The organism is Citrobacter sp. ANG330 (genome assembly GCF_047467925.1).
GTDB lineage: Bacteria > Pseudomonadota > Gammaproteobacteria > Enterobacterales > Enterobacteriaceae > Citrobacter_A > Citrobacter_A amalonaticus_G.
The window spans coordinates 734,899-758,411 of record NZ_JASJUI010000001.1 but is presented as its reverse complement, the minus strand read 5'-3'; the positions used below and the strand labels follow the sequence as shown (position 1 = coordinate 758,411).

The 23,513-nt window shown below is 51.4% G+C and carries 24 protein-coding genes, 1 tRNA gene and 2 pseudogenes; 10 read left to right on the top strand and 17 right to left on the bottom strand.

What is annotated here, in order from left to right:
- Positions 1–22 precede the first annotated feature (22 nt).
- From narP to QNN88_RS03805, 5 genes are all read right to left on the bottom strand, one after another.
- Positions 23–670: a nitrate/nitrite response regulator protein NarP gene (gene narP, locus QNN88_RS03825; protein WP_414239024.1), complete on the bottom strand. Its 648-nt coding sequence runs from the start codon at positions 668–670 to the stop codon at positions 23–25.
- Between the two features lie 169 nt (positions 671–839).
- The gene (locus QNN88_RS03820; protein ID WP_414239023.1) at positions 840–2,384 is read right to left on the bottom strand and encodes a DUF6056 family protein; all 1,545 of its coding nucleotides are present in this window, start codon (positions 2,382–2,384) and stop codon (positions 840–842) included.
- Positions 2,384–3,331: a glycosyltransferase family 2 protein gene (locus QNN88_RS03815; protein ID WP_414239349.1), complete on the bottom strand. Its 948-nt coding sequence runs from the start codon at positions 3,329–3,331 to the stop codon at positions 2,384–2,386. Before QNN88_RS03815 ends, QNN88_RS03820 begins: the two co-directional genes overlap by 1 nt.
- Positions 3,331–3,690 carry a GtrA family protein gene (locus QNN88_RS03810; RefSeq protein ID WP_414239022.1) on the bottom strand — a complete coding sequence of 120 codons (360 nt, stop codon included), beginning with the start codon at positions 3,688–3,690 and terminating at the stop codon, positions 3,331–3,333. Before QNN88_RS03810 ends, QNN88_RS03815 begins: the two co-directional genes overlap by 1 nt.
- 329 nt (positions 3,691–4,019) lie before the next feature.
- Positions 4,020–4,190 (bottom strand): YnfU family zinc-binding protein, encoded by a 171-nt coding sequence (locus QNN88_RS03805; protein WP_414239021.1) that lies wholly within the window; start codon positions 4,188–4,190, stop codon positions 4,020–4,022.
- 494 nt (positions 4,191–4,684) lie between these two features.
- Between QNN88_RS03805 and cspG the strand changes: the two genes are divergently transcribed.
- The 6 genes from cspG (at position 4,685) to QNN88_RS03775 (ending at position 7,706) form a co-directional block, all read left to right on the top strand.
- On the top strand, positions 4,685–4,897 hold the full coding sequence (cspG, locus tag QNN88_RS03800; RefSeq protein ID WP_046479624.1) for a cold shock protein CspG: 213 nt from the start codon (positions 4,685–4,687) through the stop codon (positions 4,895–4,897).
- A gap of 10 nt (positions 4,898–4,907) precedes the next feature.
- The gene (locus QNN88_RS03795; protein ID WP_414239348.1) at positions 4,908–5,096 is read left to right on the top strand and encodes a cold-shock protein; all 189 of its coding nucleotides are present in this window, start codon (positions 4,908–4,910) and stop codon (positions 5,094–5,096) included.
- Positions 5,097–5,168: 72 nt separating this feature from the next.
- Complete coding sequence (locus QNN88_RS03790; RefSeq protein WP_414239347.1) at positions 5,169–5,399, top strand: hypothetical protein; 231 nt, start codon at positions 5,169–5,171, stop codon at positions 5,397–5,399.
- Positions 5,400–5,608: 209 nt separating this feature from the next.
- Positions 5,609–5,782, top strand: a complete 174-nt coding sequence (locus QNN88_RS03785; protein ID WP_414239020.1) for a GnsA/GnsB family addiction module toxin — start codon at positions 5,609–5,611, stop codon at positions 5,780–5,782.
- A 284-nt stretch (positions 5,783–6,066) separates the two neighbouring features.
- Complete coding sequence (locus QNN88_RS03780) at positions 6,067–6,426, top strand: S24 family peptidase (RefSeq protein ID WP_414239019.1); 360 nt, start codon at positions 6,067–6,069, stop codon at positions 6,424–6,426.
- 11 nt (positions 6,427–6,437) lie between these two features.
- Complete coding sequence (locus tag QNN88_RS03775) at positions 6,438–7,706, top strand: Y-family DNA polymerase (RefSeq protein ID WP_414239018.1); 1,269 nt, start codon at positions 6,438–6,440, stop codon at positions 7,704–7,706.
- On the opposite strand, the pseudogene QNN88_RS03770 reads toward QNN88_RS03775, so the two are convergent.
- From QNN88_RS03770 to QNN88_RS03750, 5 genes and pseudogenes are all read right to left on the bottom strand, one after another.
- A pseudogene (locus tag QNN88_RS03770) lies at positions 7,699–7,794 on the bottom strand (SOS response-associated peptidase); the annotation flags it as partial. The gene QNN88_RS03775 and the pseudogene QNN88_RS03770 overlap by 8 nt on opposite strands.
- A 6-nt stretch (positions 7,795–7,800) precedes the next feature.
- Positions 7,801–7,908, bottom strand: a pseudogene (locus QNN88_RS03765) (hypothetical protein); the annotation flags it as partial.
- Positions 7,864–7,940: transfer RNA gene (locus tag QNN88_RS03760), tRNA-Pro, on the bottom strand. The pseudogene QNN88_RS03765 and the gene QNN88_RS03760, both read right to left, overlap by 45 nt.
- Before the next feature lie 73 nt (positions 7,941–8,013).
- Positions 8,014–9,774, bottom strand: coding sequence for an LPS biosynthesis-modulating metalloenzyme YejM (gene yejM / locus QNN88_RS03755; RefSeq protein WP_414239017.1), 1,761 nt, complete (start codon positions 9,772–9,774; stop codon positions 8,014–8,016).
- Between the two features lie 31 nt (positions 9,775–9,805).
- Complete coding sequence (locus QNN88_RS03750; RefSeq protein WP_414239016.1) at positions 9,806–10,033, bottom strand: YejL family protein; 228 nt, start codon at positions 10,031–10,033, stop codon at positions 9,806–9,808.
- A gap of 180 nt (positions 10,034–10,213) precedes the next feature.
- On the opposite strand from QNN88_RS03750, the gene yejK reads away from it, so the two are divergent.
- Positions 10,214–11,221 (top strand): nucleoid-associated protein YejK, encoded by a 1,008-nt coding sequence (yejK, locus tag QNN88_RS03745; RefSeq protein WP_414239015.1) that lies wholly within the window; start codon positions 10,214–10,216, stop codon positions 11,219–11,221.
- Between the two features lie 51 nt (positions 11,222–11,272).
- Here the strand turns inward: yejK and rplY are convergent, their stop codons facing one another.
- Together rplY and QNN88_RS03735 are read right to left on the bottom strand one after the other, a co-directional pair.
- A complete protein-coding gene (gene rplY, locus QNN88_RS03740; RefSeq protein WP_414239014.1) occupies positions 11,273–11,557 on the bottom strand; it encodes a 50S ribosomal protein L25 in 285 nt (94 codons plus the stop codon).
- Between the two features lie 124 nt (positions 11,558–11,681).
- Positions 11,682–13,442, bottom strand: coding sequence for a DEAD/DEAH box helicase (locus QNN88_RS03735; RefSeq protein ID WP_414239013.1), 1,761 nt, complete (start codon positions 13,440–13,442; stop codon positions 11,682–11,684).
- Between the two features lie 151 nt (positions 13,443–13,593).
- On the opposite strand from QNN88_RS03735, the gene rsuA reads away from it, so the two are divergent.
- The 3 genes from rsuA to QNN88_RS03720 all read left to right on the top strand — a co-directional run bounded on the left by rsuA (position 13,594) and on the right by QNN88_RS03720 (position 16,219).
- Complete coding sequence (rsuA, locus tag QNN88_RS03730; protein ID WP_414239012.1) at positions 13,594–14,289, top strand: 16S rRNA pseudouridine(516) synthase RsuA; 696 nt, start codon at positions 13,594–13,596, stop codon at positions 14,287–14,289.
- A 52-nt stretch (positions 14,290–14,341) separates the two neighbouring features.
- Positions 14,342–15,532: a Bcr/CflA family multidrug efflux MFS transporter gene (locus QNN88_RS03725; RefSeq protein ID WP_414239011.1), complete on the top strand. Its 1,191-nt coding sequence runs from the start codon at positions 14,342–14,344 to the stop codon at positions 15,530–15,532.
- Positions 15,533–15,874: 342 nt separating this feature from the next.
- Positions 15,875–16,219: a YejG family protein gene (locus tag QNN88_RS03720; protein ID WP_414239010.1), complete on the top strand. Its 345-nt coding sequence runs from the start codon at positions 15,875–15,877 to the stop codon at positions 16,217–16,219.
- 3 nt (positions 16,220–16,222) lie between these two features.
- Here the strand turns inward: QNN88_RS03720 and yejF are convergent, their stop codons facing one another.
- The 5 genes from yejF to QNN88_RS03695 all read right to left on the bottom strand — a co-directional run bounded on the left by yejF (position 16,223) and on the right by QNN88_RS03695 (position 23,407).
- Positions 16,223–17,812, bottom strand: a complete 1,590-nt coding sequence (yejF, locus tag QNN88_RS03715) for a microcin C ABC transporter ATP-binding protein YejF (protein ID WP_414239009.1) — start codon at positions 17,810–17,812, stop codon at positions 16,223–16,225.
- Position 17,813: 1 nt separating this feature from the next.
- Entirely contained in the window at positions 17,814–18,839 is a 1,026-nt protein-coding gene (locus tag QNN88_RS03710; RefSeq protein WP_414239008.1) for an ABC transporter permease, read from the bottom strand.
- On the bottom strand, positions 18,839–19,933 hold the full coding sequence (locus QNN88_RS03705) for a microcin C ABC transporter permease YejB (protein WP_414239007.1): 1,095 nt from the start codon (positions 19,931–19,933) through the stop codon (positions 18,839–18,841). Before QNN88_RS03705 ends, QNN88_RS03710 begins: the two co-directional genes overlap by 1 nt.
- A complete protein-coding gene (locus QNN88_RS03700) occupies positions 19,934–21,748 on the bottom strand; it encodes an extracellular solute-binding protein (RefSeq protein ID WP_414239346.1) in 1,815 nt (604 codons plus the stop codon).
- A gap of 102 nt (positions 21,749–21,850) precedes the next feature.
- A complete protein-coding gene (locus QNN88_RS03695) occupies positions 21,851–23,407 on the bottom strand; it encodes a cyclic di-GMP phosphodiesterase (RefSeq protein WP_414239006.1) in 1,557 nt (518 codons plus the stop codon).
- Positions 23,408–23,513 lie beyond the last annotated feature (106 nt).

Here is a 23,513-nt window from a genome sequence, read left to right as displayed (position 1 = left end):
GCGCCATCGGGCACTTTCTGGGCTATTGCATACCGCGGGTTTGTAAAAACAGGATGGTCGCGGCAACGCGCGAGCGTACGTTGAGCTTGCGCAGCAGGTTGCGGATATGCACCTTCACGGTTTGTTCGGAAATATTGAGGACCGAGGCAATCTGCTTGTTGGACAGCCCCTGCGCCAGTTCGTGCAACACATCCAGCTCCCGCTCGGTCAGCATGCTGAACGGATCGTCCTCTTCACCAAACATTTCACGCTCACGCAGATAATCACTGACGCGTTCGCTAAATACTTTACCGCCATTGGCGCCCCTGCGAATCGCTTCCAGTAGCACTTCCGGATCGCTGTCTTTCAACAGATAACCATCCGCCCCGGCGTCAATCAGCGCGTAGATATCGCTGGCCGAATCCGAAACGGTGAGAATGATAATTTGCGACGTGATCCCATCGCGGCGCAGGGCGTTTAACGTATCCAGACCGCTCAGGCCCTTCATATTCAGATCAAGCAGGATCAAATCCAGATCGAGACGGTTTGCCAGATCAATCGCCGTTGCGCCATCGCCCGCTTCGGCAACCACCTCAAATGTCGGATCCAGTTCCAGTAACTGGCGGATACCACGACGCATAAGAGGGTGGTCATCTACCACCAGCACCTGAAAAGGCGTTGCTTCAGGCATAGTTATCTCCCGAGATTTTATTAGAATCATTATTGTTATTCGATCACGGATCGTCCAGATTCACCGCATCGATAAGAGGAAGAAATATTACCCCAGATTACGTATGGGTAAGTAGTAAAACCTGTCGGGAAAAGGGGAGAGCCTCTCATTGTCATGAGAGGCTATGCATTCAGGGCAGTAACGCGACGTGAGTGACCTCTTTCTCTGGTATGGCGCTGAAATACCAGTATTCATTATTGATTTTCGCGACGGTAAAACGCGCCAGCGGGAGCGATGTGTCAGACGATGGGGTTTTCACCTGTACGGTTCCGACTAACGGATGCTGACTCACCAGCATTAAATCGCCACGGTTATTGAACCATGCAACGGTATCGTCACCGATCGCTTGCTGCTTACCGTTTACGAGTACGGAGTAGTCAAAGTTAACTTTTTCCTTCACCACATTCCCTGCGCCAAAATAACGGCCATAGATCTGCGGGTCGTGAAAGAAACCGAAATGTCCTCCGCTATTTTGCATTTTCAGGAAGTGGAAGTCAGGCACCGTAAAGTCTTTATGACCCTGACTGAGCTGGTTTTTAACGATATTCACACGAACAGCATCCTGCTCATAAACGCGCGTATAAGCGGCATACATTAAGGCATATGACCAGATGAATACCGCAGCCATCAGGCCCGTAACGGCATAGACGCCCTTCATGACATGCGGTCCGGCTACCGTGACGACTTCCCGCGCAAGGAACGAGAGGGCAAGCAGGAAAAATAAAAATGTCGACAGCATGACCCGATCAGGATACGACGGAGAGGCCACCATAATTAAAGACGTCCCCAGCCCCACCAGCAGCATTAACCCGACCATGCCAGGATTCGCACTTTTAATGCGATGTCCGTGTCGTTTCGCCACGAACAGAAGAATTGCCAGTAAGACCAGCACGACATAAGAAATCCAGACCAGCGCCAGGTGGTTAAAGAAGCGCTCGCTCAGATGAATTGTGATTCGTTCAACGATTGATTTATTGTACCAGACGGTATGGGCGCCCTGGGCGCGAATAAAATTGCCTGGCGAGAAAATCAAAATACTGGCGCCCACCAGTGCGGACATAAAATACGCGACTTTGTTCGCGTAGACGCGTTTTGCTTGCCAGTAATCGTACACGATAGCCAGAAGGGCGAGACCCACCACAAATGGCGCGACGCTTTCATTGGAGCAACCCGCCAACAGTCCGAGTAACAGCATACCCATGTGCAGACGCGTTTCACGCTGGCATTGTATGCGATACAGGTTCCATATCCATGCAGCGACGAACAGATTGGTCCACAGGTAGTTTGCGCTGCCGACTATCCAGAAAACCGTTTGTCCAATATTTGGGTTCGCGACCCAAAAAGTCAGAAAAACAAGGGTAAAAATCAGCCCGTCATGCTTTTTCCATTTCAGCGTACCTGTCGGCGTTTTTACAATGAAATAGCAGAACGCGACGACAACAAGACCGGTCATGGCCGAAATAAATCCGCGAGACCCGGTGGCGAGTAACAACGCGCTGACATAGTCAGCCACTACACGTCCGCTCCAGGTCAGGTAGTGATTCAGATGCGCATCAAATGAGATGCCAAGCAGGGCATAGCGGTAGTCATCGGAGTGAATAGGGGTAAACCACTCCAGGACAAATACCGCAAAAAAGGCAATTAAAAGAATGCTTTTATCAACATGCTTTAACATCAGTTTTCCTTGTTTGACTCGTGAACCACTGTTTTACGTTTTTTCAGGATGTATCGGGGGCGCTGTTTGGTTTCGACATAGATTCGCCCGATATACTCCCCAAGAACGCCGATACCAATAAGCTGAACGCCTCCCAGGAACAGGATTGACACAATCAGAGAAGAATAGCCACGCACGGGGTTACCCCATAAAAGCGTATCTATCACCATTCCTGCGCCATAAGCGAAAGAGATCAGTGCAACCGCGAGACCAATGTAGGTCCAGATACGCAGAGGGAAGGTGGAAAAAGAGGTAATTCCTTCCAGCGCAAGGTTCCACAACTTCCAGCCGTTAAATTTGCTTTTCCCGGCACAGCGGGTGGCGCGCGCGTAGAGGACGATGTCAGTTTTGCCGCCAACCCAGGATAAAATCCCTTTCATGAACAGATTTCGTTCTGGCATTTGTTTGATGTTGTCCACCACTTCACGACTCATCAGCCGAAAATCGCCAACGTTTTCTTCGATATGCGGCGTGCTGATTTTATTGTGCAGCTTATAGAACCATTCGGCAGTCTTACGCTTCAGGCGACTATCGACGGAGCGATCGGAACGCTTAGCCAGCACAATGTCCGCCCCTTCCAGCCATTTTTTGATCAGGTGGGGGAGGACTTCGACAGGATCCTGGAGATCAACATCCATCGGAATGACGGCATCGCCACTGGCATTGTCGAGCCCCGCAAGCAGCGCCGGTTCTTTGCCAAAATTTCGCGTAAACGAGAGCGCAACAACGAGTGGGTCGGCAACGGCGAGAGCGTTGATAATGGATTCTGTTGCATCGGTACTGCCATCGTTGATGAACACAATTTCGATGTCATGCGCTTTCAGTGCGTCATATTCGCGCACCGTCTTGTAAAAGAGACCAATGGTTTCTTCTTCGTTGAAGACAGGAACGACCAGTGAAATTTTCATCATACGTCCTTGAAGACAATGAATCGGGAATAGATAAATCCACAAACGAGGCTAATGGCTGAGAACGCGACCAGCGTCACCAGCGGCGGGAAACCGCATTTTTCCGCTCCCCAGCCCGTCAGGATACTGAGCAGCCCCATAAAACCGACATACAACAGATAGCGACGCGTCGTGGTCGATTGTTTGAAGGTAAACCGGGCGTTGGCGTAAAAAGAAAAACTGACCGCAACGCCGAAACCGAGGAAATTTGCCAGTGCCTGATGGGTATGAAAAACGTAGATGCAGATAGCAAAAACTATCCAGTGAATCAATGTGTTGATCACGCCTACAGAAGTGTACTTAATGAAGTAATGCCACATAAGCAATAAGATCGGCTATGCAAAAGCCGGGATTGTAACATTATATTCACCCCTACCTCGAATCGAATTCGATACTGATAGTGGAAATTATGGAAAACCAGCCTAGCAGGACGGGTTTTTGGGGGCGTGTTGGTCATCGGGAGAGGATGTTAACCGCCGCCCTGACATCTCTTTATACTATCTGAAATTCACCGCAGCCATGCCGGGACAGGTTTACTGCTTAGCAGCATGAATAACCTGGCAAGAGAATTTCACTGCGGTTTTTTTACTATATCAATTGGATCATTATATAGTTTGCTATTGCAAGTATGCGGGAGTTTCTCAAATCATCAGGCAACGGTTTTGAGATTTGTCTGGAATACCTTATTGCAATGAGGGCAGATCAAAAGAGCACCTTTTTGTACTCTTGAAAAACTGTGTTGAGATTCTTGGGTGCAGTTGGGGCAGGAACAGTGGACAAGATAATTGCGACGTGATTTCGAATCTTTACGTTCTGACATAGGCTTTTCCTGTATGAATGGGCATTAATGATACACCATATAATTAAAATTATCTCATATTTATTTTTATCAGTATAAATTTTCCGTCTCTGGCATCTTTATATAGAGAGTTTATATTTCAGGCTGGCGGGAACACTTTCTTTTTTACTTGTACAAAACAGCCCAGAAATCTTGTCTTTTTCAGATACACGGCACTATCCAAACTATCAACGTTGAGCCTATGGCCAGAACCAGCATGGCATGGTTTCTGATTAAGATTATTTCTCTTATTTTGTTGTTCGATAGTAGAGTGGGACTCACTGACAAAACTATACCTTGCTATGTCGTGGTAATCATGCGTTAATGGAGTTCTGGTTTGTTGCGAATTTATCTGAAGCAGTTACTGTAATAATTTTATTATTTGTTCCTATTGAGATTTCCTTGTCGGCTTTTTCTCTCTGATAATTTTTTTTCGGACCATTCTGCCCAAGGGCTTACTCAAAAAGGTAATGATTATGTCTAACAAAATGACTGGCTTAGTTAAATGGTTCAATCCGGAAAAAGGATTTGGTTTTATCACTCCGAAAGATGGCAGTAAGGATGTATTCGTACACTTTTCTGCAATCCAGAGTAACGATTTCAAAACATTGAATGAGAATCAGGAAGTCGAGTTTAGTGTTGAACAGGGCCCTAAAGGTCCCTCGGCAGTGAATGTCGTAGCCCTTTAAGGAAACTGTTATTACTAATAATATTCACTTCAGATGCCCTTGTTGCCACGGGTCTCAGTACAGAATGTCATCTTTTGATGTTACTGACAGAAATCCTTTCGGCGCGAAATGCATATTTTGCAAAACTACAATGATAACATTCGATAATATTGCAATGTACATTCGTTCTGGTCAGGTTCCATTAGATTTCAGAAAATAAAATGCAGGCTCCTTATGGAGCCTTTTTTTATATCTATGTGGTTGTTATTGACAGATTTATTATGGGGGAATGATGAAAAAAGTGATAGTGTTTTTTAACTCAGAATCCGCAGTAGTTGACTCAGTCATGAAGGGGGTTACGACAATAATACGTGAGTATCCGAATGGGGAAAAAGCCAACCTTCAGGTCATGTCCGCAGGTTTTCCATCTATCACAGGTGATCATAAAATTGTTTATGTTGCCTCTGATCGCAATGTTTCTTCAGAAGAAATTTTTGAAGCAGCAACAAAGCTCTTAAAATAATCACCGATCATTTTTCTATGAATGGCAATAAGGTCGCGAAGGGATGTTTAATTGTTGAGCGATTTTGGTATAAACATTATGCACTAACCCTTTGATTATTGAAACTTTCCATCTTATCGTTTATAGATATTAATGGTTGTCCACGTTATCACAGGAATCATGGGATCTGCCGGGGCAGAGATGCCATTACAGACCAGAAGAGGTGCATAATGAAAATTGAAGAGTTAAAAAGAAAAACTGAAGCGGATATTTCTGATTTCATTACTAAAAAAATAGCTGAGCTCAAAAAAAAGACAGGTAAAGAAGTTACTGATATCCAGTTTACTGCCCGTGAAAAAATGACTGGGCTGGAAGGCTATGATATTAAAATTAATTTGATCTAGTCGTCCTCCACAACCCGTACGAATGAAAGCACCATCTTTCTAAAGAGATGATGCTTTTTTTTTTGGTATTTGACGTTAGATCAGTGATTTTGCATGAATGTGTCAAATCCTGGCAGGTCTGAGAGGATTCGAACCCCCGCCCTCCGACATCGCCAGGAAAGCTCTGTAAGCTGCGCTGTGTCTGGTATTGTTAACCATTCCAAACATATTTTCGCATCCCTGTTTACTGGTTTGATATACAGTATATACTGTGTATTTATACAGTGTATATAGAAGGGGGCGATATGGGTTTTCACATTCCAGTATCAGACTATGCCGTTGAAAGGCTTTCTCTCGACAGTAAACTGATCCCCAGGCCAACATCGACTTACATCATGCAGTCTGTGGAAACGATCAGGCGAGCAGGCATCATGAAAGACGCAATGCTTGTTGTGGACAGTGCCGCGACTCCCGTTAATGGTTCCATTGTCGTATGTCAGTTAAACGATGAACTGCGTCTTAAGCGCTTGCGTTTATCTCCGGTGCGCTGCCTTGAGGACCTCAATTATCCAGACCGAAATCAGGTGATGTCACCAGAAAGCGAAATCTTAGGCGTGGTGACGTATATCATCAATGATGCCCGTAAAGGCGAGTTTGACGACTGACCGGTGATGTGATGTTTGCCCTGGTTGATGTGAACTCATTTTATGCGAGCTGCGAGACGGCATTCAGGCCTGCTCTGAAAGGCAAACCGGTTGTTGTGCTGTCGAATAACGACGGTTGCGTGATTGCGCGCTCTGCAGAAGCAAAGCGACTCGGCGTCAAAATGGGCGATCCCTATTTTAAGCAGAAAGAGCTGTTCAGGCGATGCGGAGTGGTCTGCTTCAGCAGTAATTACGAGCTCTATGCTGACATGTCCAATCGGGTGATGACTACGCTTGAAGAAATGTCACCTCGCTGCGAGATCTACTCAATAGACGAGGCTTTCTGCGATCTTACCGGAGTGCGTAATTGCAGGATTCTGGAAGACTTTGGGCGGGAATTAAAGGACGCGGTATACCGGAACACACGACTCACAGTCGGCGTGGGAATAGGGCAGACCAAGACGCTGGCGAAACTGGCAAACCACGCTGCAAAAAGGTGGCAACGCCAGACGGGTGGCGTTGTTGATCTGTCGAACGTCGATCGACAGCGTAAACTGATGGCGATGCTTCCCGTGGATGAGACATGGGGGGTAGGACGGCGCATTACCAAAAAACTCGAGGCTATAGGGATCAAGACGGTCCTCGACCTGGCTGACACCGACATCCGGTTTATCCGCAAACACTTCAATGTTGTGCTGGAGAGAACGGTACGAGAACTGCGAGGTGAGCCATGTTTTGAATTTGAAGAATTTGCGCCAGTAAAACAGGAGATACTTTGCAGTCGGTCTTTCGGTGAACGTGTCACGGAATACGATGCAATGCGGCAGGCTATCTCCAGCTACGCGTCGCGAGCAGCAGAGAAATTGAGAGGTGAGCACCAGTATTGCCGATTTATTTCTGCTTTCGTAAAAACGTCTCCTTTTGCGCTCAATGAGCCCTGTTACAGCAATAGCGCATCCGTGAAATTACTGACACCGACGCAAGACAGTCGGGATATTATCAGCGCGGCTACGCGCTGTCTGGACAGAATATGGAAAGAAGGTCACCGATACCAGAAAGCAGGCGTGATGCTCGGTGATTTCTTTAGCCAGGGCGTCGCACAGCTTAATCTGTTTGATGACAATGCGCCGCGTGCCGACAGCGAGAAACTGATGGAAGTGCTGGATCAACTCAATGCCAAAAACGGACGTGGAACGCTCTACTTCGCCGGACAGGGTATACAGCAGGAGTGGGCGATGAAACGCGAAATGCTTTCGCCGCGGTACACGACAAGGTTCTCCGATCTGCTGCGCGTTAAGTGACGGGCTCGATCATCTCTGGTCCCTGATTTTTCACATTGCCAACGGCGTGCCAGATAAATTTGTCCGCTGGCACAGCATTGTCGACGGCTGTTATTCCCCGTACAAATTTCAGGCATAAAAAAACCAGCCGTAAAAGGCTGGTTCTTAAGGGGAATTTTGGTCGGCACGAGAGGATTTGAACCTCCGACCCCCGACACCCCATGACGGTGCGCTACCAGGCTGCGCTACGTGCCGACGCGTGGGAGGTAATACTACCGCTTTCCACACCGAATGCAAGGGGACATCCTGCTAACTGACTAATAATAAATCAGTTAGCGATAAAACGTTTCTCATCCGTCAGCACCTGCAACAGCAGACTCAGTTGCGGCTTCTGATCTTTAATCTTCTCGCCACGTAAATCGTATGTCTGGTACTTGCCGTTGTTGTTCAGCACCAGCGTCATTTCCGGCGTGGTGATTGCCAGCGTGCTGAGGTCGGCCGCCGTCACCCAGTAGTGGCGACGGTTGGCATTGAACAGATCCTGTCCCTGCGAATATTCATTGGCAGGCGTGCTGACGTGGAGCAGACGCTGCATCAGCGTGGTCATCACGTCTGTGTGATCGGTCAGGGTGTTGATTCGCTGCGCGGGAGTCCCCGGCCAGTGAATAATGAGCGGAACCTGCAGGTGGCCGCGTGACCAGGCGAAGTTTCTCTCTTCATCGCTCAACGCAACGCCGCGACCCGCGGTAATAATCACTACCGTGTTATCCAGTTTGCCGGACTCGCGTAATGCACCAAGCACACGGTTAATCTGTTTATCGACATCTCCCGCCGCGCGGGCGTAACGGCGAACGAAGTTAGTCTGGTTGCTGTCGTCAACGTTGGTGCCGTTAAACGAAACCCACGAGAACCAGCGGTTATCTTCCTGCGCGTAACGGCCCAGCCAGTTGATCCACTGACTGGCGGTCTGCTCGTCAGACTGCGTTTGTACGCTTGGCATCGAGAAGTCAGACAACAGCGCCTGGCGGTACAGCGGGCTGGTAAAGCCGTCGGAGGAGAACAGTCCTAACTGATAACCCTGCTGATTCAGCGCAGAAATCAGCGCTGCCGGCGTTCGTGTGGATAGAATTCCGTCCATATAGCTTGGCGACACGCCGTAGAACAGGCCAAAAATACCGTTATCGGTGGTGTTGCCGGAGCTCATGTGGCGCGTGAAGGCAATGTTTTGCCCGGCAAATTCGGCAAGGGCCGGCATTTGCTTTTCATAGCGTGAATAGTTCAGACCATCGACTGTGATCAGCAGAACGTTTTGTCCAGTGCCCATATCACGATAGCGTAATTCGCTCAGCGGATACTGCACGGATACGGCTTCCGGATTCCCCTGTTCGACCAGACGGCGCTGATACTCCTGCGCATCCAGCAGGCCATGTTTTTCCAGAAACCGGCGCGCGGTCATTGGATAGGAGAGCGGCAGGTTGGCGCGCTGCATGGTGATCGGACGATAAAAATTGGCATCCGCCCAGATATAGACCACATGTGAAGCAATAAATGAGACAAAGAAGAAGGCGGCCAGCGGCTTGGCGAAGTGGCGACGCCGCGTCAGGCTGCGCAGTTTCTGCCAGCTCCAGGTCGCAAACAGCATTTCAATCAGCAGGATAACCGGCACGCTGATAAACATCAGCTGCCAGTCACGCGCCATTTCGTTCTGGTCGGGGTTAATCACCAGTTCCCAGACGATGGGATTAAGATGCAGGTGGAAACGGGTAAACACTTCGCTGTCGATCAACAGAAGCGTCATTCCGGCCGTCGCCAGAATGGCTGACAGGAAACGCATCAGCCTCTGGGACATCACAATGAACGTCAACGGGAACAGGATCAGCAGATAGGTGGCAAACACCAGAAAGCTAAAATGACCAACAATACTCAGATAAGAGTAAACGCGACCGGCCAGCGTTGTCGGCCAGTCGGCGACGAACAGGTAACGGCTGCCGAGCACAATAGCCAGCAGAATGTTGAACAGAGCAAACCAGTGCCCCCAGCTAACCATCTGGGAGACTTTTTCACGGTAGCGCTGACGATGAGTTACCATAACGTGTTGTTCGTTTCCCCGAAGTCGGCTTTTAGTGCGCCTGGTCGTCGTTTACCGAGGACTGCAACGCGCGGGCAAAAGAATTTGCAATCGCCTGGCGCTGAGCCGGGGCAATGCTGGTATTAATAAGGTTAGTGACCATATTTCCCAGTACCATCAGAGAAAGGTCAGTTGGTGCCTTATGTTTTTCCAGTACGTTGAGCATTTCGGTAAGCAGCTGTTCAACGTGTTCGTCACTATAGCGGGAGATTTGTGGCATAAATCGGAATCAGTTTATTCATGAAAGGGCAACATATTACCGTAGCAACAGTTTTTTTTCCGCTTTTTTATCCTCAATAATTCGCGTTACCGTGCAACAGGCCAAACGGCGCTGCATCTTCTGTTGCGTCGCCTCGCCGGTGGTGGTTGAATACCGCCCGGTCTTTAAGGAGAGTTTATCATGAGTCTGGATATCAACCAGATTGCCCTGCACCAGCTTATCAAACGCGATGAGCAAAACCTTGAGCTGGTCCTGCGCGATTCATTACTGGAACCGACAAACACCGTTGTTGAGATGATGGCTGAGTTGCATCGGGTCTATAGCGCGAAAAACAAAGCGTACGGCCTGTTCAGCGAAGAGAGCGAACTGGCGCAAGCGCTGCGCTTGCAGCGTCAGGGTGAGGAAGATTTTCTCGCCTTTAGCCGTGCGGCGACTGGACGTTTACGTGACGAGCTCGCCAAATACCCGTTTGCTGATGGTGGCATTGTGCTGTTTTGTCATTATCGCTATCTGGCGGTCGAGTATTTACTGGTGGCGGTGCTGAACAACTTAAGCAGCATGCGCGTCAATGAAAACCTGGATATCAACCCGACGCACTATCTGGATATCAACCATGCCGATATCGTCGCGCGTATCGATCTGACCGAGTGGGAAACCAATCCGGAATCCACCCGCTATCTGACCTTTCTGAAAGGACGGGTAGGGCGCAAAGTTGCCGACTTCTTTATGGATTTCCTCGGTGCCAGCGAAGGGCTCAATGCCAAAGCGCAAAACCGTGGGCTGCTGCAGGCGGTTGACGACTTCACCGCCGAGGCGCAACTGGATAAAGCCGAACGTCAGAATGTGCGTCAGCAAGTGTACAGCTACTGCAACGAGCAGCTTCAGGCCGGTGAAGAGATCGAGCTGGAGTCGCTGTCGAAAGAGCTTTCCGGGGTCAGTGAAGTGAGTTTTAGCGAATTTACGGCAGAGAAGGGCTATGAGCTGGAAGAGAGTTTCCCGGCCGATCGCAGTACACTGCGCCAACTGACCAAATATGCCGGCAGCGGCGGTGGCTTAACCATTAACTTTGACGCGATGCTGTTGGGCGAGCGCATTTTCTGGGATCCCGCCACCGATACGTTGACCATTAAAGGCACGCCGCCGAATCTGCGCGATCAGCTTCAGCGTCGTACCTCAGGCGGTAATTAAATGCCATAAAAAAACCCCGCCGGAGCGGGGTTTTCTTCAACTTGTTGGCGATTACGCGCGAACGAAGTCGATGTGAGTCAGCTTCGGCTTGAACGCGTGACGCTGTACAGCCTGAGCTTTAACTTTTACTTCTTTACCGTCAACAACGATGGTCAGAACTTCGCTATAGAAACCTTCTTTAGCTTGCATGTTCATGATGGAATCGTGGTCCAGTTCGATAGCAATCGGGGCTTCTTTGCCACCGTAGATGATTGCCGGGAACTTGTTAGCGGCACGCAGGCGGCGGCTCGCACCCTTACCCTGCTCTTTACGTACTTCAGCGTTGATAGTAAACATTTAAATCTCTCTTTAATAATTCCTGCTACAGGCGACCCAGCAACAGGTAAGTGATCTGCTTTGCGTATGCAAAAGCGGGCGAGATTCTATCCTCAAACGCCCGTTACATCAATCAAAAGTACGATTAACCGCGTAATTCATGTGCCCGACGGAAACGCCCCTCGTAATCGAACACCTTTTCCCGCACCTGCCAGTACTGGCCTTTCATCCGCGCCACCACAAAGTCGGGATGGCGTAACAAGGGTTGTTGCGCGAGAATATCCGCCGCCGTTATCCAGCGTAGCGGTACGCCTGGCGTGCGGGTATGTGGGCGGATAAACAGTTGTTCAAATGCCGTACGCTGGGCAGGGGTTTGCAGGCGAAAGCGTTCGCTGACGTCCGCACCGTCTTCATCGTAGTAGGTGATTTTCAGCCATTCCCCTTTCTCGTCATGGCCGTGCTGCAACGTCATGCCGCTACAGCGGAGCACCAGCGCGTCTTTCAGTTTCAACGCTGCTTTCAGCATGTCGTCGGGATCGACAAGGATCGTATCGCATTCCCGACAACGGCGAGCGGCAATGTCGTTTTCGGCATTGCATTGCGGGCAATGTTTAAAGCGGAAGCGAAAATCGCACTGCTCGCGGTGTCCTTCATCATCTTCAAACCAACCCTGACAGCGGCGGCCAAAATGTTCGATCAGCGTACCATCCGCGGTGGTTTTACCCCAGAAGGTGTTCGCGAAACCGCAGGCCGGACAGAAGACCTGGACCGGCACGTTGTCGCTTTTCCCTTTCGGGCTACCCACCTCCGGAGAATAGAGGTCGTGCGGATTCCCGGCGTAATCGAGAATCAGACAGTCCGTTTTTCCCGGCGCGAGGCGCAAGCCGCGGCCCACAATTTGTTGGTACAGGCTGACCGACTCGGTGGGGCGCAGAATGGCAATGAGATCGACGTGCGGGGCATCGAAACCCGTGGTTAAGACGGAGACGTTGACCAGATAACGAAAACGCTGAGCCTTAAACGCGTCTATCAGCTCATCGCGTTCAGGACCCGGCGTATCGCCGGTAATCAGCGCGGAATCCTCTTCAGGCAGCAGTCCGGCAATCTCTTTGGCATGCTCGACAGTGGCGGCAAAAATCATCACCCCTTTGCGCGTCTGGGCGAACTCAATAATCTGGCTGATGATATGCGGCGTGATGCGCTGCTGCTTTTTCAGCTCACGGTTAAGATCGGCTTCGCTAAACAGACCGTTGCTTTGCGCCTGCAGACGGCTGAAATCGTACTGTACCACCGGCATATCGAGGCGTTCCGGCGGTGTCAGATAGCCGTGCTTAATCATATAGCGCAGCGGCAGTTCGTAAATGCAGTCGCGAAACAGCGCCTTGTCGTCGCCGCGAACCATACCATGATAGTGAAAATGGTAGATCCAGCCTTTGCCGAGGCGAAACGGGGTGGCGGTTAGCCCTAACAGACGAATATGAGGATTGGCGTTACTCAGATGGCTGAGTATCTGCTGATACTGGCTCTCTTCGTCATCGCCGATACGATGGCATTCATCGACAATCAGCAGCGAAAACTCGCTCTGGAAGGCGTCCAGATTGCGAGCCACGGACTGAACGCTGCCGAACACCACTTTACCGTGGCTCTCTTTACGTTTAAGTCCGGCGGCAAAAATATCCGCCTCCAGCCCCAGCGCGCAGTATTTGGCATGGTTTTGCGCCACCAGCTCTTTCACGTGCGCCAGCACCAGCACACGCCCTCTGGCAACGCGCGCCAGTTCGGCAATCACCAGGCTTTTACCGGCGCCAGTGGGCAGAACAATCACCGCAGGCGTGCGATGGCGACGGAAATGGTTGAGCGTGGCATCCACGGCTTCTTGCTGGTAGGGGCGAAGTGTAAAAATCATGGTCTCACAATACGTAACGAACTCGGGTATAGTATGCCACGAATCGTTTTCCCTTGAGGGATGTTGTTTGCCCGCTATACTGGGCAGATAACGGCTCCACTTTTCGGGCGACGCGCCCGATTCCCGTATTTTTACAGGCAAAATCACACTCATGCGACTTGATAAATTTATCGCTCAGCAACTCGGCGTCAGCCGCGCTATTGCCGGGCGTGAGATCCGCGGTAGCCGTGTTACCGTGGATGGTGAAATCATCCGGAATACCGCGTTCAAACTGCTGCCAGAACACGACATAGAATATGACGGCAACACGCTGGTTCAGCAAAACGGGCCACGTTACTTTATGCTTAATAAACCCCAGGGCTATGTGTGCTCGACGGATGACCCGGACCATCCGACGATCCTGTATTTCCTGGATGAGCCGGTCGCGCATAAATTACACGCTGCGGGTCGCCTGGATATCGACACCACCGGTCTGGTGCTGATGACCGACGATGGGCAGTGGTCGCACCGCATCACCTCTCCGCGTCACCACTGCGAGAAAACCTATCTGGTCACGCTGGAGTCGCCCGTCGCCGAAGATACCGCCGCACAGTTTGCGAAAGGCGTGCAGCTACATAATGAGAAAGATCTCACGAAGCCCGCTGTGCTTGAGGTTATCACCCCCACGCAGGTGCGTCTGACCATCAGCGAAGGACGCTATCATCAGGTGAAACGGATGTTTGCCGCTGTGGGCAACCACGTGGTCGAACTGCACCGCGAGCGGATAGGCGCCATTACTCTTGATGCTGACCTTGAACCCGGTGAGTATCGTCCTCTGACCGAAGAAGAAATTGCCAGCGTTGGCTAAGCCCGATGGCACCGGTTTTTAACCGCCATCAGACACATTCAGGAGTCTCTTTGTGACCACCCGGCAGCACTCGTCTTTTGCCATTGTTTTTATTCTCGGTCTGCTGGCGATGCTAATGCCATTGTCGATCGATATGTATCTTCCGGCGCTGCCGGTGATCGCCGATCAGTTTGGCGTGCCGGCAGGCAACGCGCAGATGACGCTCAGTACCTATATTCTGGGCTTCGCCGTTGGGCAGTTGTTGTATGGACCGATGGCAGACAGCCTCGGGCGAAAACCGGTGATCCTCGGCGGCACGCTGATGTTCGCCGCTGCAGCTGTGGCCTGTGCGCTGGCGCAGACCATCGATCAGTTGATTGTGATGCGATTCTTTCACGGCCTGGCGGCAGCCGCGGCCAGCGTGGTGATCAATGCGCTAATGCGCGATATGTATCCTAAAGAAGAGTTCTCCCGCATGATGTCGTTCGTCATGCTGGTTACGACGATTGCGCCGCTGATGGCGCCGATCATCGGCGGCTGGGTACTGGTGTGGCTGAGCTGGCACTCAATCTTTTGGATCCTGGCGATCGCCGCGGTTCTGGCCTCTGTCATGATCGCGACGCTGATTAAAGAGACGCTACCGGTGGAAAAACGCCAGCCATTCCACATCCGCACGACGATAGGTAACTTTGCCTCACTGTTTCGCCACAAACGGGTGCTGAGCTATATGCTGGCAAGCGGTTTTAGCTTTGCCGGGATGTTCTCATTTCTCAGCGCCGGGCCTTTCGTATATATCGAAATCAACCATGTGTCGCCGCAGAATTTTGGCTACTACTTCGCCCTGAACATCGTCTTTTTGTTCATTATGACGATTTTTAACAGTCGCTTCGTGCGTCGGATCGGTGCGTTAAACATGTTCCGTACCGGATTGTGGATCCAACTGGCGATGGCGGTGTGGATGGTGCTGAGCGCGCTGTTTGGCGTCGGATTTTGGGCGCTGGTGCTGGGCGTGGCGGTTTTCGTCGGCTGTGTGTCGATGATCTCATCTAACGCGATGGCGGTGATTCTGGATGAATTTCCGCATATGGCAGGCACGGCCTCTTCGCTGGCGGGTACCTTCCGCTTTGGCATTGGCGCGCTTGTCGGCGCGTTGCTCTCTCTGGCAACGTTTAACACAGCCTGGCCGATGATTTGGTCCATTGCTTTCTGTGCCAGCTGTTCCATTTTGTTCTATCTCTATGCGAGCCGTCCGAAAAAACGGTGATCAAATACACAACACGGAAGCCGTTTGGCTTCCTTTGTTGATGTACGTCAACGACAATTCCATCATTTCCCCGATATATGTTTATTTTATGTAAAATCAATTTATGTAAAAAGTCACATCATTGTAGTTAAAAAGGTTGAGTTAGATCGCAGAAACGGGTACATATAGCCCCCGATCCTGTCCCGGCTGGAAACCTCTATTTTAATAAAGGCCATACCCAACATACTGGCCACGCGGGATAAGGATTGCCACGTTATGCATCCGTTTAAGGACGGATTGTCAATGATGTGTTAATATTGATGTAAATAAATTGTGAAGTTATTGTGCTTCCGGGGAAAGAAAGTGACAACATTACAGCTCTCAATCGTTCATCGCTTACCACAGAACTATCGTTGGTCAGCGGGTTTTGCAGGTTCGAAAGTTGAACCGATTCCGCAAAATAGCCAAAGTGGTGAAAACAGTCTGGTGGCGCTTAAACTGCTGAGTCCGGATGGCGATAGCGCCTGGCCGGTGATGCATAAACTCAGTCAGGCGCTCAGTGATATCGAAGTGCCATGTTCCGTTCTGGAGTGTGAAGGCGAACCGTGCCTGTTTGTGAATCGTCAGGACGAGTTTGCCGCAACCTGCCGCCTGAAGAATTTTGGCGTGGCCATTGCGGAACCGTTTTCAAACAACAATCCTTTTTGAGCGTCAGCTTAGCGTAAGAAGCTGACGCGTATACGCCTGTTGCGGTGCGCTAAAGACGTGCCTGCATTGCCCCTGCTCGATAACCTCTCCCTGTTTCAGCACAATCACCTGATGGCATAACGCGCGTACCACGTGCAAATCGTGACTTATAAAGATATAGGCCAGGCGATGCTTTTGCTGTAGCGATTTCAACAGCGCGAGAATTTGCGCCTGCACGGTCCGGTCGAGAGACGACGTGGGCTCATCAAGAACAATCAATGACGGCTTCAGGATCAGCGCTCTGGCAATTGCAATACGCTGACGCTGACCGCCGGAAAACTCCGCGGGATAGCGGTGACGCGTGTCGGCATCCAGCCCCACTTCCGCCATTACGGTTATGACCTGCTGCTCACGCTGTTCGGCTGAGAGCGTTGGCTGGTGAACGCGCAGTCCCTCTTCAATGATTTGCAATACGCTCAGTCGCGGATTCAGTGAGGAGTTGGGATCCTGGAAAACCACCTGAATACGATGGCGGACGGGCAACAGCTGTCGGCGGTTAAGATGTTGTAACTGTTGGCCGTCAAATTCTATGCTGCCCTGAGAGGTGATAAGCCGCAGGAGTGCCAGCCCGGTGGTACTTTTCCCTGAACCTGATTCACCGACCAGCCCCAGCGTTTCACCCGGTTGCAGACTGAAACTGATGCCTTTCACTACCTCATTGTTTGCCACCACGCGCTTAAGGATACCCTTGCGAATGGGGAAGGCGACGCGCAAATCCTCTACCTTTAGCAAAGGCGATTGTCCGGCTGGTAGCGGAACCGGATCGCCTGCCGGCTCGCTGTTGAGCAATTTCTGCGTATAGGGATGTACGGGCGCATGGAGAAGGGGAGCGGCATGGTTTTGCTCAACGCATTGTCCGTTTTGCATCACTGCAACGCTATCGGCGAGCTTTCTGACAATACTGAGGTTATGGGTGATAAACAGCATCCCCATATTGAGCTCGTGCTGGAGTTCGCGCAGCAATTGCAGGATCTGCGCCTGTACTGAGACATCCAGTGCGGTTGTGGGTTCATCGGCGATAAGGAGTTCGGGGCGTGTGAGCAGCGCCATCGCAATCATCACCCGCTGACGTTCGCCACCGGAAAGCTGGTGGGGATAATCACCCAGCCGCTTCGTTGCCTGGCGAATCCCTACGCGGTCAAGGCAGCTTATTATCTCCGCCCGCGCCGCTTCCCGGCGCATTCCCCGGTGCAGGGAAAGCACTTCATAAAGTTGTTTTTCAAGATTGTGCAGCGGGTTCAGCGACACCATTGGTTCCTGGAAAATCATGGCGATCTTGTTGCCGCGCACACCGCGAAGTGTCTGCTCGCTGGCGTGGAGCAATGACTCACCGTGAAAACGGATATCGCCGCTAAGATATACGGCGGGCGGAGCAGGCAACAGGCGCAGAATTGACAGTGCGGTCACGCTTTTGCCGGAGCCGGATTCACCGACCAGCGCCAGCGTCTCGCCGGCTTCCACACGTAACGACACCGCGTTAACCACCGTGCGAACCGTTTCCTGCTTACGAAATCCCAGCGTCAGGTTGTCAATGTCGAGCAAAGGTTGCGTCATGTTACACCGCCTTGTTGGGATCGAATGCGTCACGGACGGCCTCGCCGATAAAGATCAGTAGCGAGAGGAGAATGGCGACCGACAAAAACGGAGTAATACCCAGCCACGGCGCCTGCAGGTTGTTTTTGCCTTGCAGGAGTAACTCGCCGAGCGAAGGAGAACCCAACGGTAAACCAAAGCCAAGAAAATCGAGCGATGTCAGAGTGGTGATGGAACTGCATAAAATGAACGGTAAGAAGGTCAGGGTGGCAACCATCGCGTTGGGCAGCATATGGCGAAAAATAATACTGCGGTCGCTGACGCCGAGTGCCTGGGCCGCCCGGATATAATCAAAATTTCGCGTGCGTAAAAACTCTGCACGCACCACGCCTACCAGACTCATCCAGCCAAACAGCACCGTAATCGCCAGTAACCACCAGAAGTTGGGTTGTACGACGCTTGAGAGCAAAATAATCAGGAACAGCGTTGGCATTCCTGACCAGACCTTGATAAGCCGCTGGCCCCATAAATCCACTTTACCGCCGTAATAGCCCTGTAGCGCCCCGGCCAGCACGCCCATGACGCTTGAACACAGCGTTAGCATCAGGCCGAAAAGTATGGAGATCCGCGTGCCGTAAAGCACTCGCGCCAGTACGTCGCCGCCGTTGGCATCCGTACCCAGCCAGTTTTGTGCCGAAGGCGGGGAAGGGAAGGGTTTGTCAGTCGCAAAGTTGATGCTGTTCGCGCCAAAGCGCACTGGCGCCCAGAGGACCCAACCGCGGCTTTCCAGTTGTTGCTTCAGCCACGGGTCCTGGTAATCTGCTCGGGTGGCCAGCGGACCGCCAAAATCGCTCTCACTGTAGTTTTTGACCAGCGGGAAATACCAGCTTCCGTCGTAGCGCACTAACAGGGGTTTATCGTTAGCAATCAATTCAGAACACAGACTCAGACCGAACAGCACGAGAAAAATCCACAACGACCAGAAGCCACGACGGTTATGGCGAAAACGCGCCCAGCGGGCCTGATTGACGGGGCTTAAATGGACCATTAACGTCCCTCAAAATCAATGCGCGGATCGACCAGCGTATAGCTGATATCACTGAGGATATTCAGCAGCAGGCCGATCAAGGTGAAGATATACAGCGTGCCAAACATCACCGGGTAGTCGCGAGACACCGTCGCCTCATAGCCTAATAGCCCCAGACCGTTGAGAGAAAACATCACTTCGATCAGCAGCGAGCCGGTAAAAAACATGCTGATAAAGGTGGCCGGAAAACCGGCAATCACCAGCAGCATGGCGTTGCGAAAAACGTGTTTCCACAGGATATTCCCTTCACTTACCCCTTTGGCACGGGCAGTGACGACATACTGCTTGCGTACTTCATCGAGAAAGGAATTTTTGGTCAACATGGTCAGCGCGGCAAACCCGCCGATGACCGTCGCCAGGACGGGTAAAGTGATGTGCCACAGATAGTCGGTTACCTTCTGATACCAGGGCAGCGTGTCAAAATTCGCCGAGACCAGACCACGCAGCGGGAAGAGGTCGTAATAACTGCCACCAGCAAAGAAGACAATCAGCAGTATGGCAAACAGAAACGCCGGGATAGCGTAGCCGATGATAATAAACGCGCTGCTCCAGACGTCGAGCCGACTGCCATTATGCACGGCTTTACGGATCCCTAATGGAATCGACACCAGATAGATGATGAGCGTACTCCACAGCCCCAGCGTGACCGACACCGGCAGGCTCTCCTTGATGAGCGTCAGTACCGAAGCGCTACGAAACAGGCTGTCGCCGAAATCGAAACGGATATAATTCCACAACATGGTGAAATAGCGCTCGTGCAGTGGTTTATCGAAACCGTAGCGTTGGGTGATTTCAGCAATCACTTCCGGATCAAGTCCGCGTCCTCCTCGGTAGTGACTGTCGCTGATATTTCCGACCCCGGTTCGGGCATGGCTGGCGCGAACGCCTTCGCTCCCGGCGCCGGGTAGCGCGCTCGTTTGTCCAAACTCGATGGCGGCAATCGCCTGATCGACCGGGCCGCCGGGTGCAATTTGCACGATAAAAAAGTTGATGGTGATGATCGCCCAGAGCGTCGGGATAACCAGCAACAAACGGCGAATCAGGTAGGCGCCCATTTATTCTCCCTGCCTTCTGGATGCAGGCAACTTCGCCGCCCGGTTCACGTCATACCACCAGGTATCCAGACCGAGGGTATAAATCGGACGAATGGCTGGACGGGAGAATTTATCCCACCAGGCCAGTCGGTCTTGCGCCATATACCACATTGGCAACATGTAGTAATTCCAGGTCAGCACGCGGTCGAGCGCACGCCCAAGCGGCAGCAGTTTGTTTTTATCACCCTTTGCCGCGATGATTTGATTGATAAGGTTGTCGATCACAGGACTTTTCACGCCGGCGGCGTTATAGCTTGAGTCGATGTATTCAGATGCCCAGGAGATTTGCAGATCGGAACTGGGCCACGGCATCGCCCGCCACAGGGTCGGCATCATGTCGTAGTCCCGGCTGCGCAGGCGATTGGTGAGTTGTGAGTTATCCACCTGGCGAATGGTCATCGTAATCCCCAGACGCTGGAGATTATGCTGGAAGGGCAGAACCCACTGGCTGTTGCTGGCGGCGGAAATAAGCAGTTCAAAGCTCAGCGGTTTACCCGTCGCGGTGTTGATCCGCTGCTGACCTTTCAGTTCCCAGCCAGCCTCTTTCAGTAAGGTATCTGCTTTTAACAGGTTTTCCCGATCGTAACCGTCACCTTTGGACACGGGAGGCTGATAAATCTGGCTGAAGACTTCCGGCGGCAGATCCTTTTTCATTGGCGCAAGCAGGACCAGTTCAGCTGCATCCGGGTAGTTTCGGGCAGCATATTCGGTGTTCTGGAAATAGCTGTTGGCCCGGCTCCAGGCGTTGTAGAACAGCGCTTTATTCATCCACTCAAAATCAAATGCCAGCGTCACGGCTTCACGGACGCGACGGTCGCCGAACACGGGGCGCTGTGTGTTGAATGCCAGCCAGCGCGTGTCTTGCGCCGATTCATTTTTCTGTTCATCTTTGATGATGTACTGATTATCAAAATTTTTGCCGATATAGCGTGTTGCCCAGTTTTTGGCGTCGTTCTCCAGACGTAAATCAAACGCACCGGCCTTAAAGGCTTCAAAGGCCACGTTGTCATCGAGATAATAGTCGTAGCGGATAGTGTCGAAATTCCATCGACCGCGGTTCACTGGCAGATTCGCCGCCCAGTAATCCTTCACACGCGTATAGACAATATACTGACCCATCTTCCATTGACTAATGCGGTAAGGGCCGCTGCCCAGCGGAGGTCTGGACAACGGATCGCTGAGCTTATGATCTTTCCAGTAGGCTTGCGGCATCACGGGTAATGAGAACAGACTGAGCATATCCTCTTTACCTGGCTTTGCGAGCTCCATACGTACGGTCAGCGGGGCAATGGCTTTAACCGTTGTGCCTTTATAGACCAGACGAAACTGCGGCACGCCTTCGGTCATAAACTTGTTGAAAGTGAAAGCGACATCTTTGGCCATGATGGGGGAGCCATCATGAAAGCGGGCGCGGGGATTGATTGCGATTTCAACCCACGAATAATCCTCCGCGTAACGGGCGCTCTCGGCGATCAGCGGATAATAGCTGCCGGGCTCGTCATCGGACGTGGTAAACAGGGTGTCGTAAAGTTGTTCGGTACGGGCACCGGGATTACCGCGCAGGGCATAGCGGTTAAAATTGTCGTAAGTACCGAGTGCGGAGAGCGTTAGCTGACCCCCTTTGGGGGCGGCGGGATTGGCGTAATCGAAATGATCAAAGTTGAATGCGTATTTAGGCTCTCCCAGTACCGCGAAGGCATAGCTCTCTTTGATCGTTTGCGCCTGGGCGCTTGCGCTCATCAACATGACAAACAGCAACAATATGCGAACGATTATCTGCAAAGGGATTCCTTCTATACCTTACCCGCCTGCGCAGGTCACTCTTATGTCTGAATAATAGGGCAGGAGGTGTCTGTTGTGAATCCACGTGTCAGCGCTTTACCATTTCAGCGTGTGCGGTTGCGAAACCCACTGGACAAATTCATCGAGCGGCATCGGACGGCTAATCCAGTAGCCCTGAAGGAAGCGAACACCGTGTTCATGCAGCCATTTTGCCTGTTCAGGCGTTTCCACCCCTTCCGCGACGGTCATCATATCGAGGCGCCTGGCGAGTGTCAGTACGGCATCCAGCACCGGTGAGGTGACGGTTTCTGTACCAATAGCATTAATAAATCCGCGATCGATTTTCAGATAATCCAGGGTATAGCGTTCCAGATAGATGAGTGCGCTGTGGCCTGTACCGAAGTCATCTATTGCAATTTCGAAACCGGCGGCGTGCAGCCATTCAAATAACTGTGAAGCCTCATGTTGCTGGAGCATGTCTCGTTCGGTAATTTCCAGCACGATCTGGAAGTGATTGGGCGGCATCGCGGCGGCTAACTGGCGTATGTCGTTCTTAAAACTGCTGCTGTGCAGGTGATCGGGTGCAATATTGATACCGTACTTAGCGCCGACGGGGAGGATTTTTTGCAGCGTAGGGGCGTCTCGCGCCACCAGTTTAAACAGATGCTGGGTCAGCGGCACAATCATGCGCTGGGCTTCAGCGTAATGAATAAACGCATCAGGCGGGATTTCTCCGGCCGTTGGGTGTTTCCAGCGCAGTAACACCTCCAGCCCGGTGACCTTCAGCGACTGTGTATCCACGACAGGTTGATAGACCACGTAGAATTGATCGCGTTTAATCGCGGTGAGGATCTCCTTCCCGGGGCGTAAGCGGATGCTCATGATGTAGTAGCAGAGTAAACCCGCAATGATGCCTCCCATTCCGCCGAGGAGCAGGGCATACCACAAGTCGGGCCAGGTCCAGTTGGTGGCGTATAGCCTGATCGTCATCGGCACACCGCGAATTTTCGCTTCGCGCTCCGGTGAACCGTTGAGTTCATCCACGGTGAGCAGATGGTCAGAAAAGGTCGATAATGCGGTGTTGCCGACGATGATGGCTATCCCGTCAAAGTCTTCCTGCCGGGCGGTATACAAAAGATATGGCGTGAGGTTGATATTCAGGGAAGTGAAAACGCCGCTATTCACCATCAGGGGATTACGATACCAAATCACCATCGCGGGTTTATTGGGCATCATCGGCGTTCCCGGAATAATCGCCATATCGATATCTTTATTAATATCGATACTGGGGACCAGTTCAGTTAGCAACGCATCCATGCCTCCGGTTGCCGATGAGCAAAATGCTTTCTTATCTTTAACCAGCAAAAAGGCGCGAACGTTCAGACTAAACGCGGCGCGAGAAGTGAGTTCCGCCCCGACTTGTTTACAGGTATTTAGGGTCAACGGCTGAAGGATATCGCTGGTACTTTTGAGATCGGCGAAATAACTGACCAGGTAATGCTCAATATCAGAAATCAGCGTGTCGTATTTAACTTCCCGCTTATGCCAGGCCATGACAAATTGCAGGCTACTGATCACAATAGCAACCACAACCCCGGTAACCAGGCAGGTAAGCGCGATTTTTCGACCGGTTGTTAAGGCGCGTGTAATCATAATGCCTGACTTTACCCTGCGAGTGTGGTTGATGATAAATATGATGGAATAACAAGACTATAGCCTGGATTGCTTCAGCGAGTCATGCTTTTCCACAAGGGCTTAA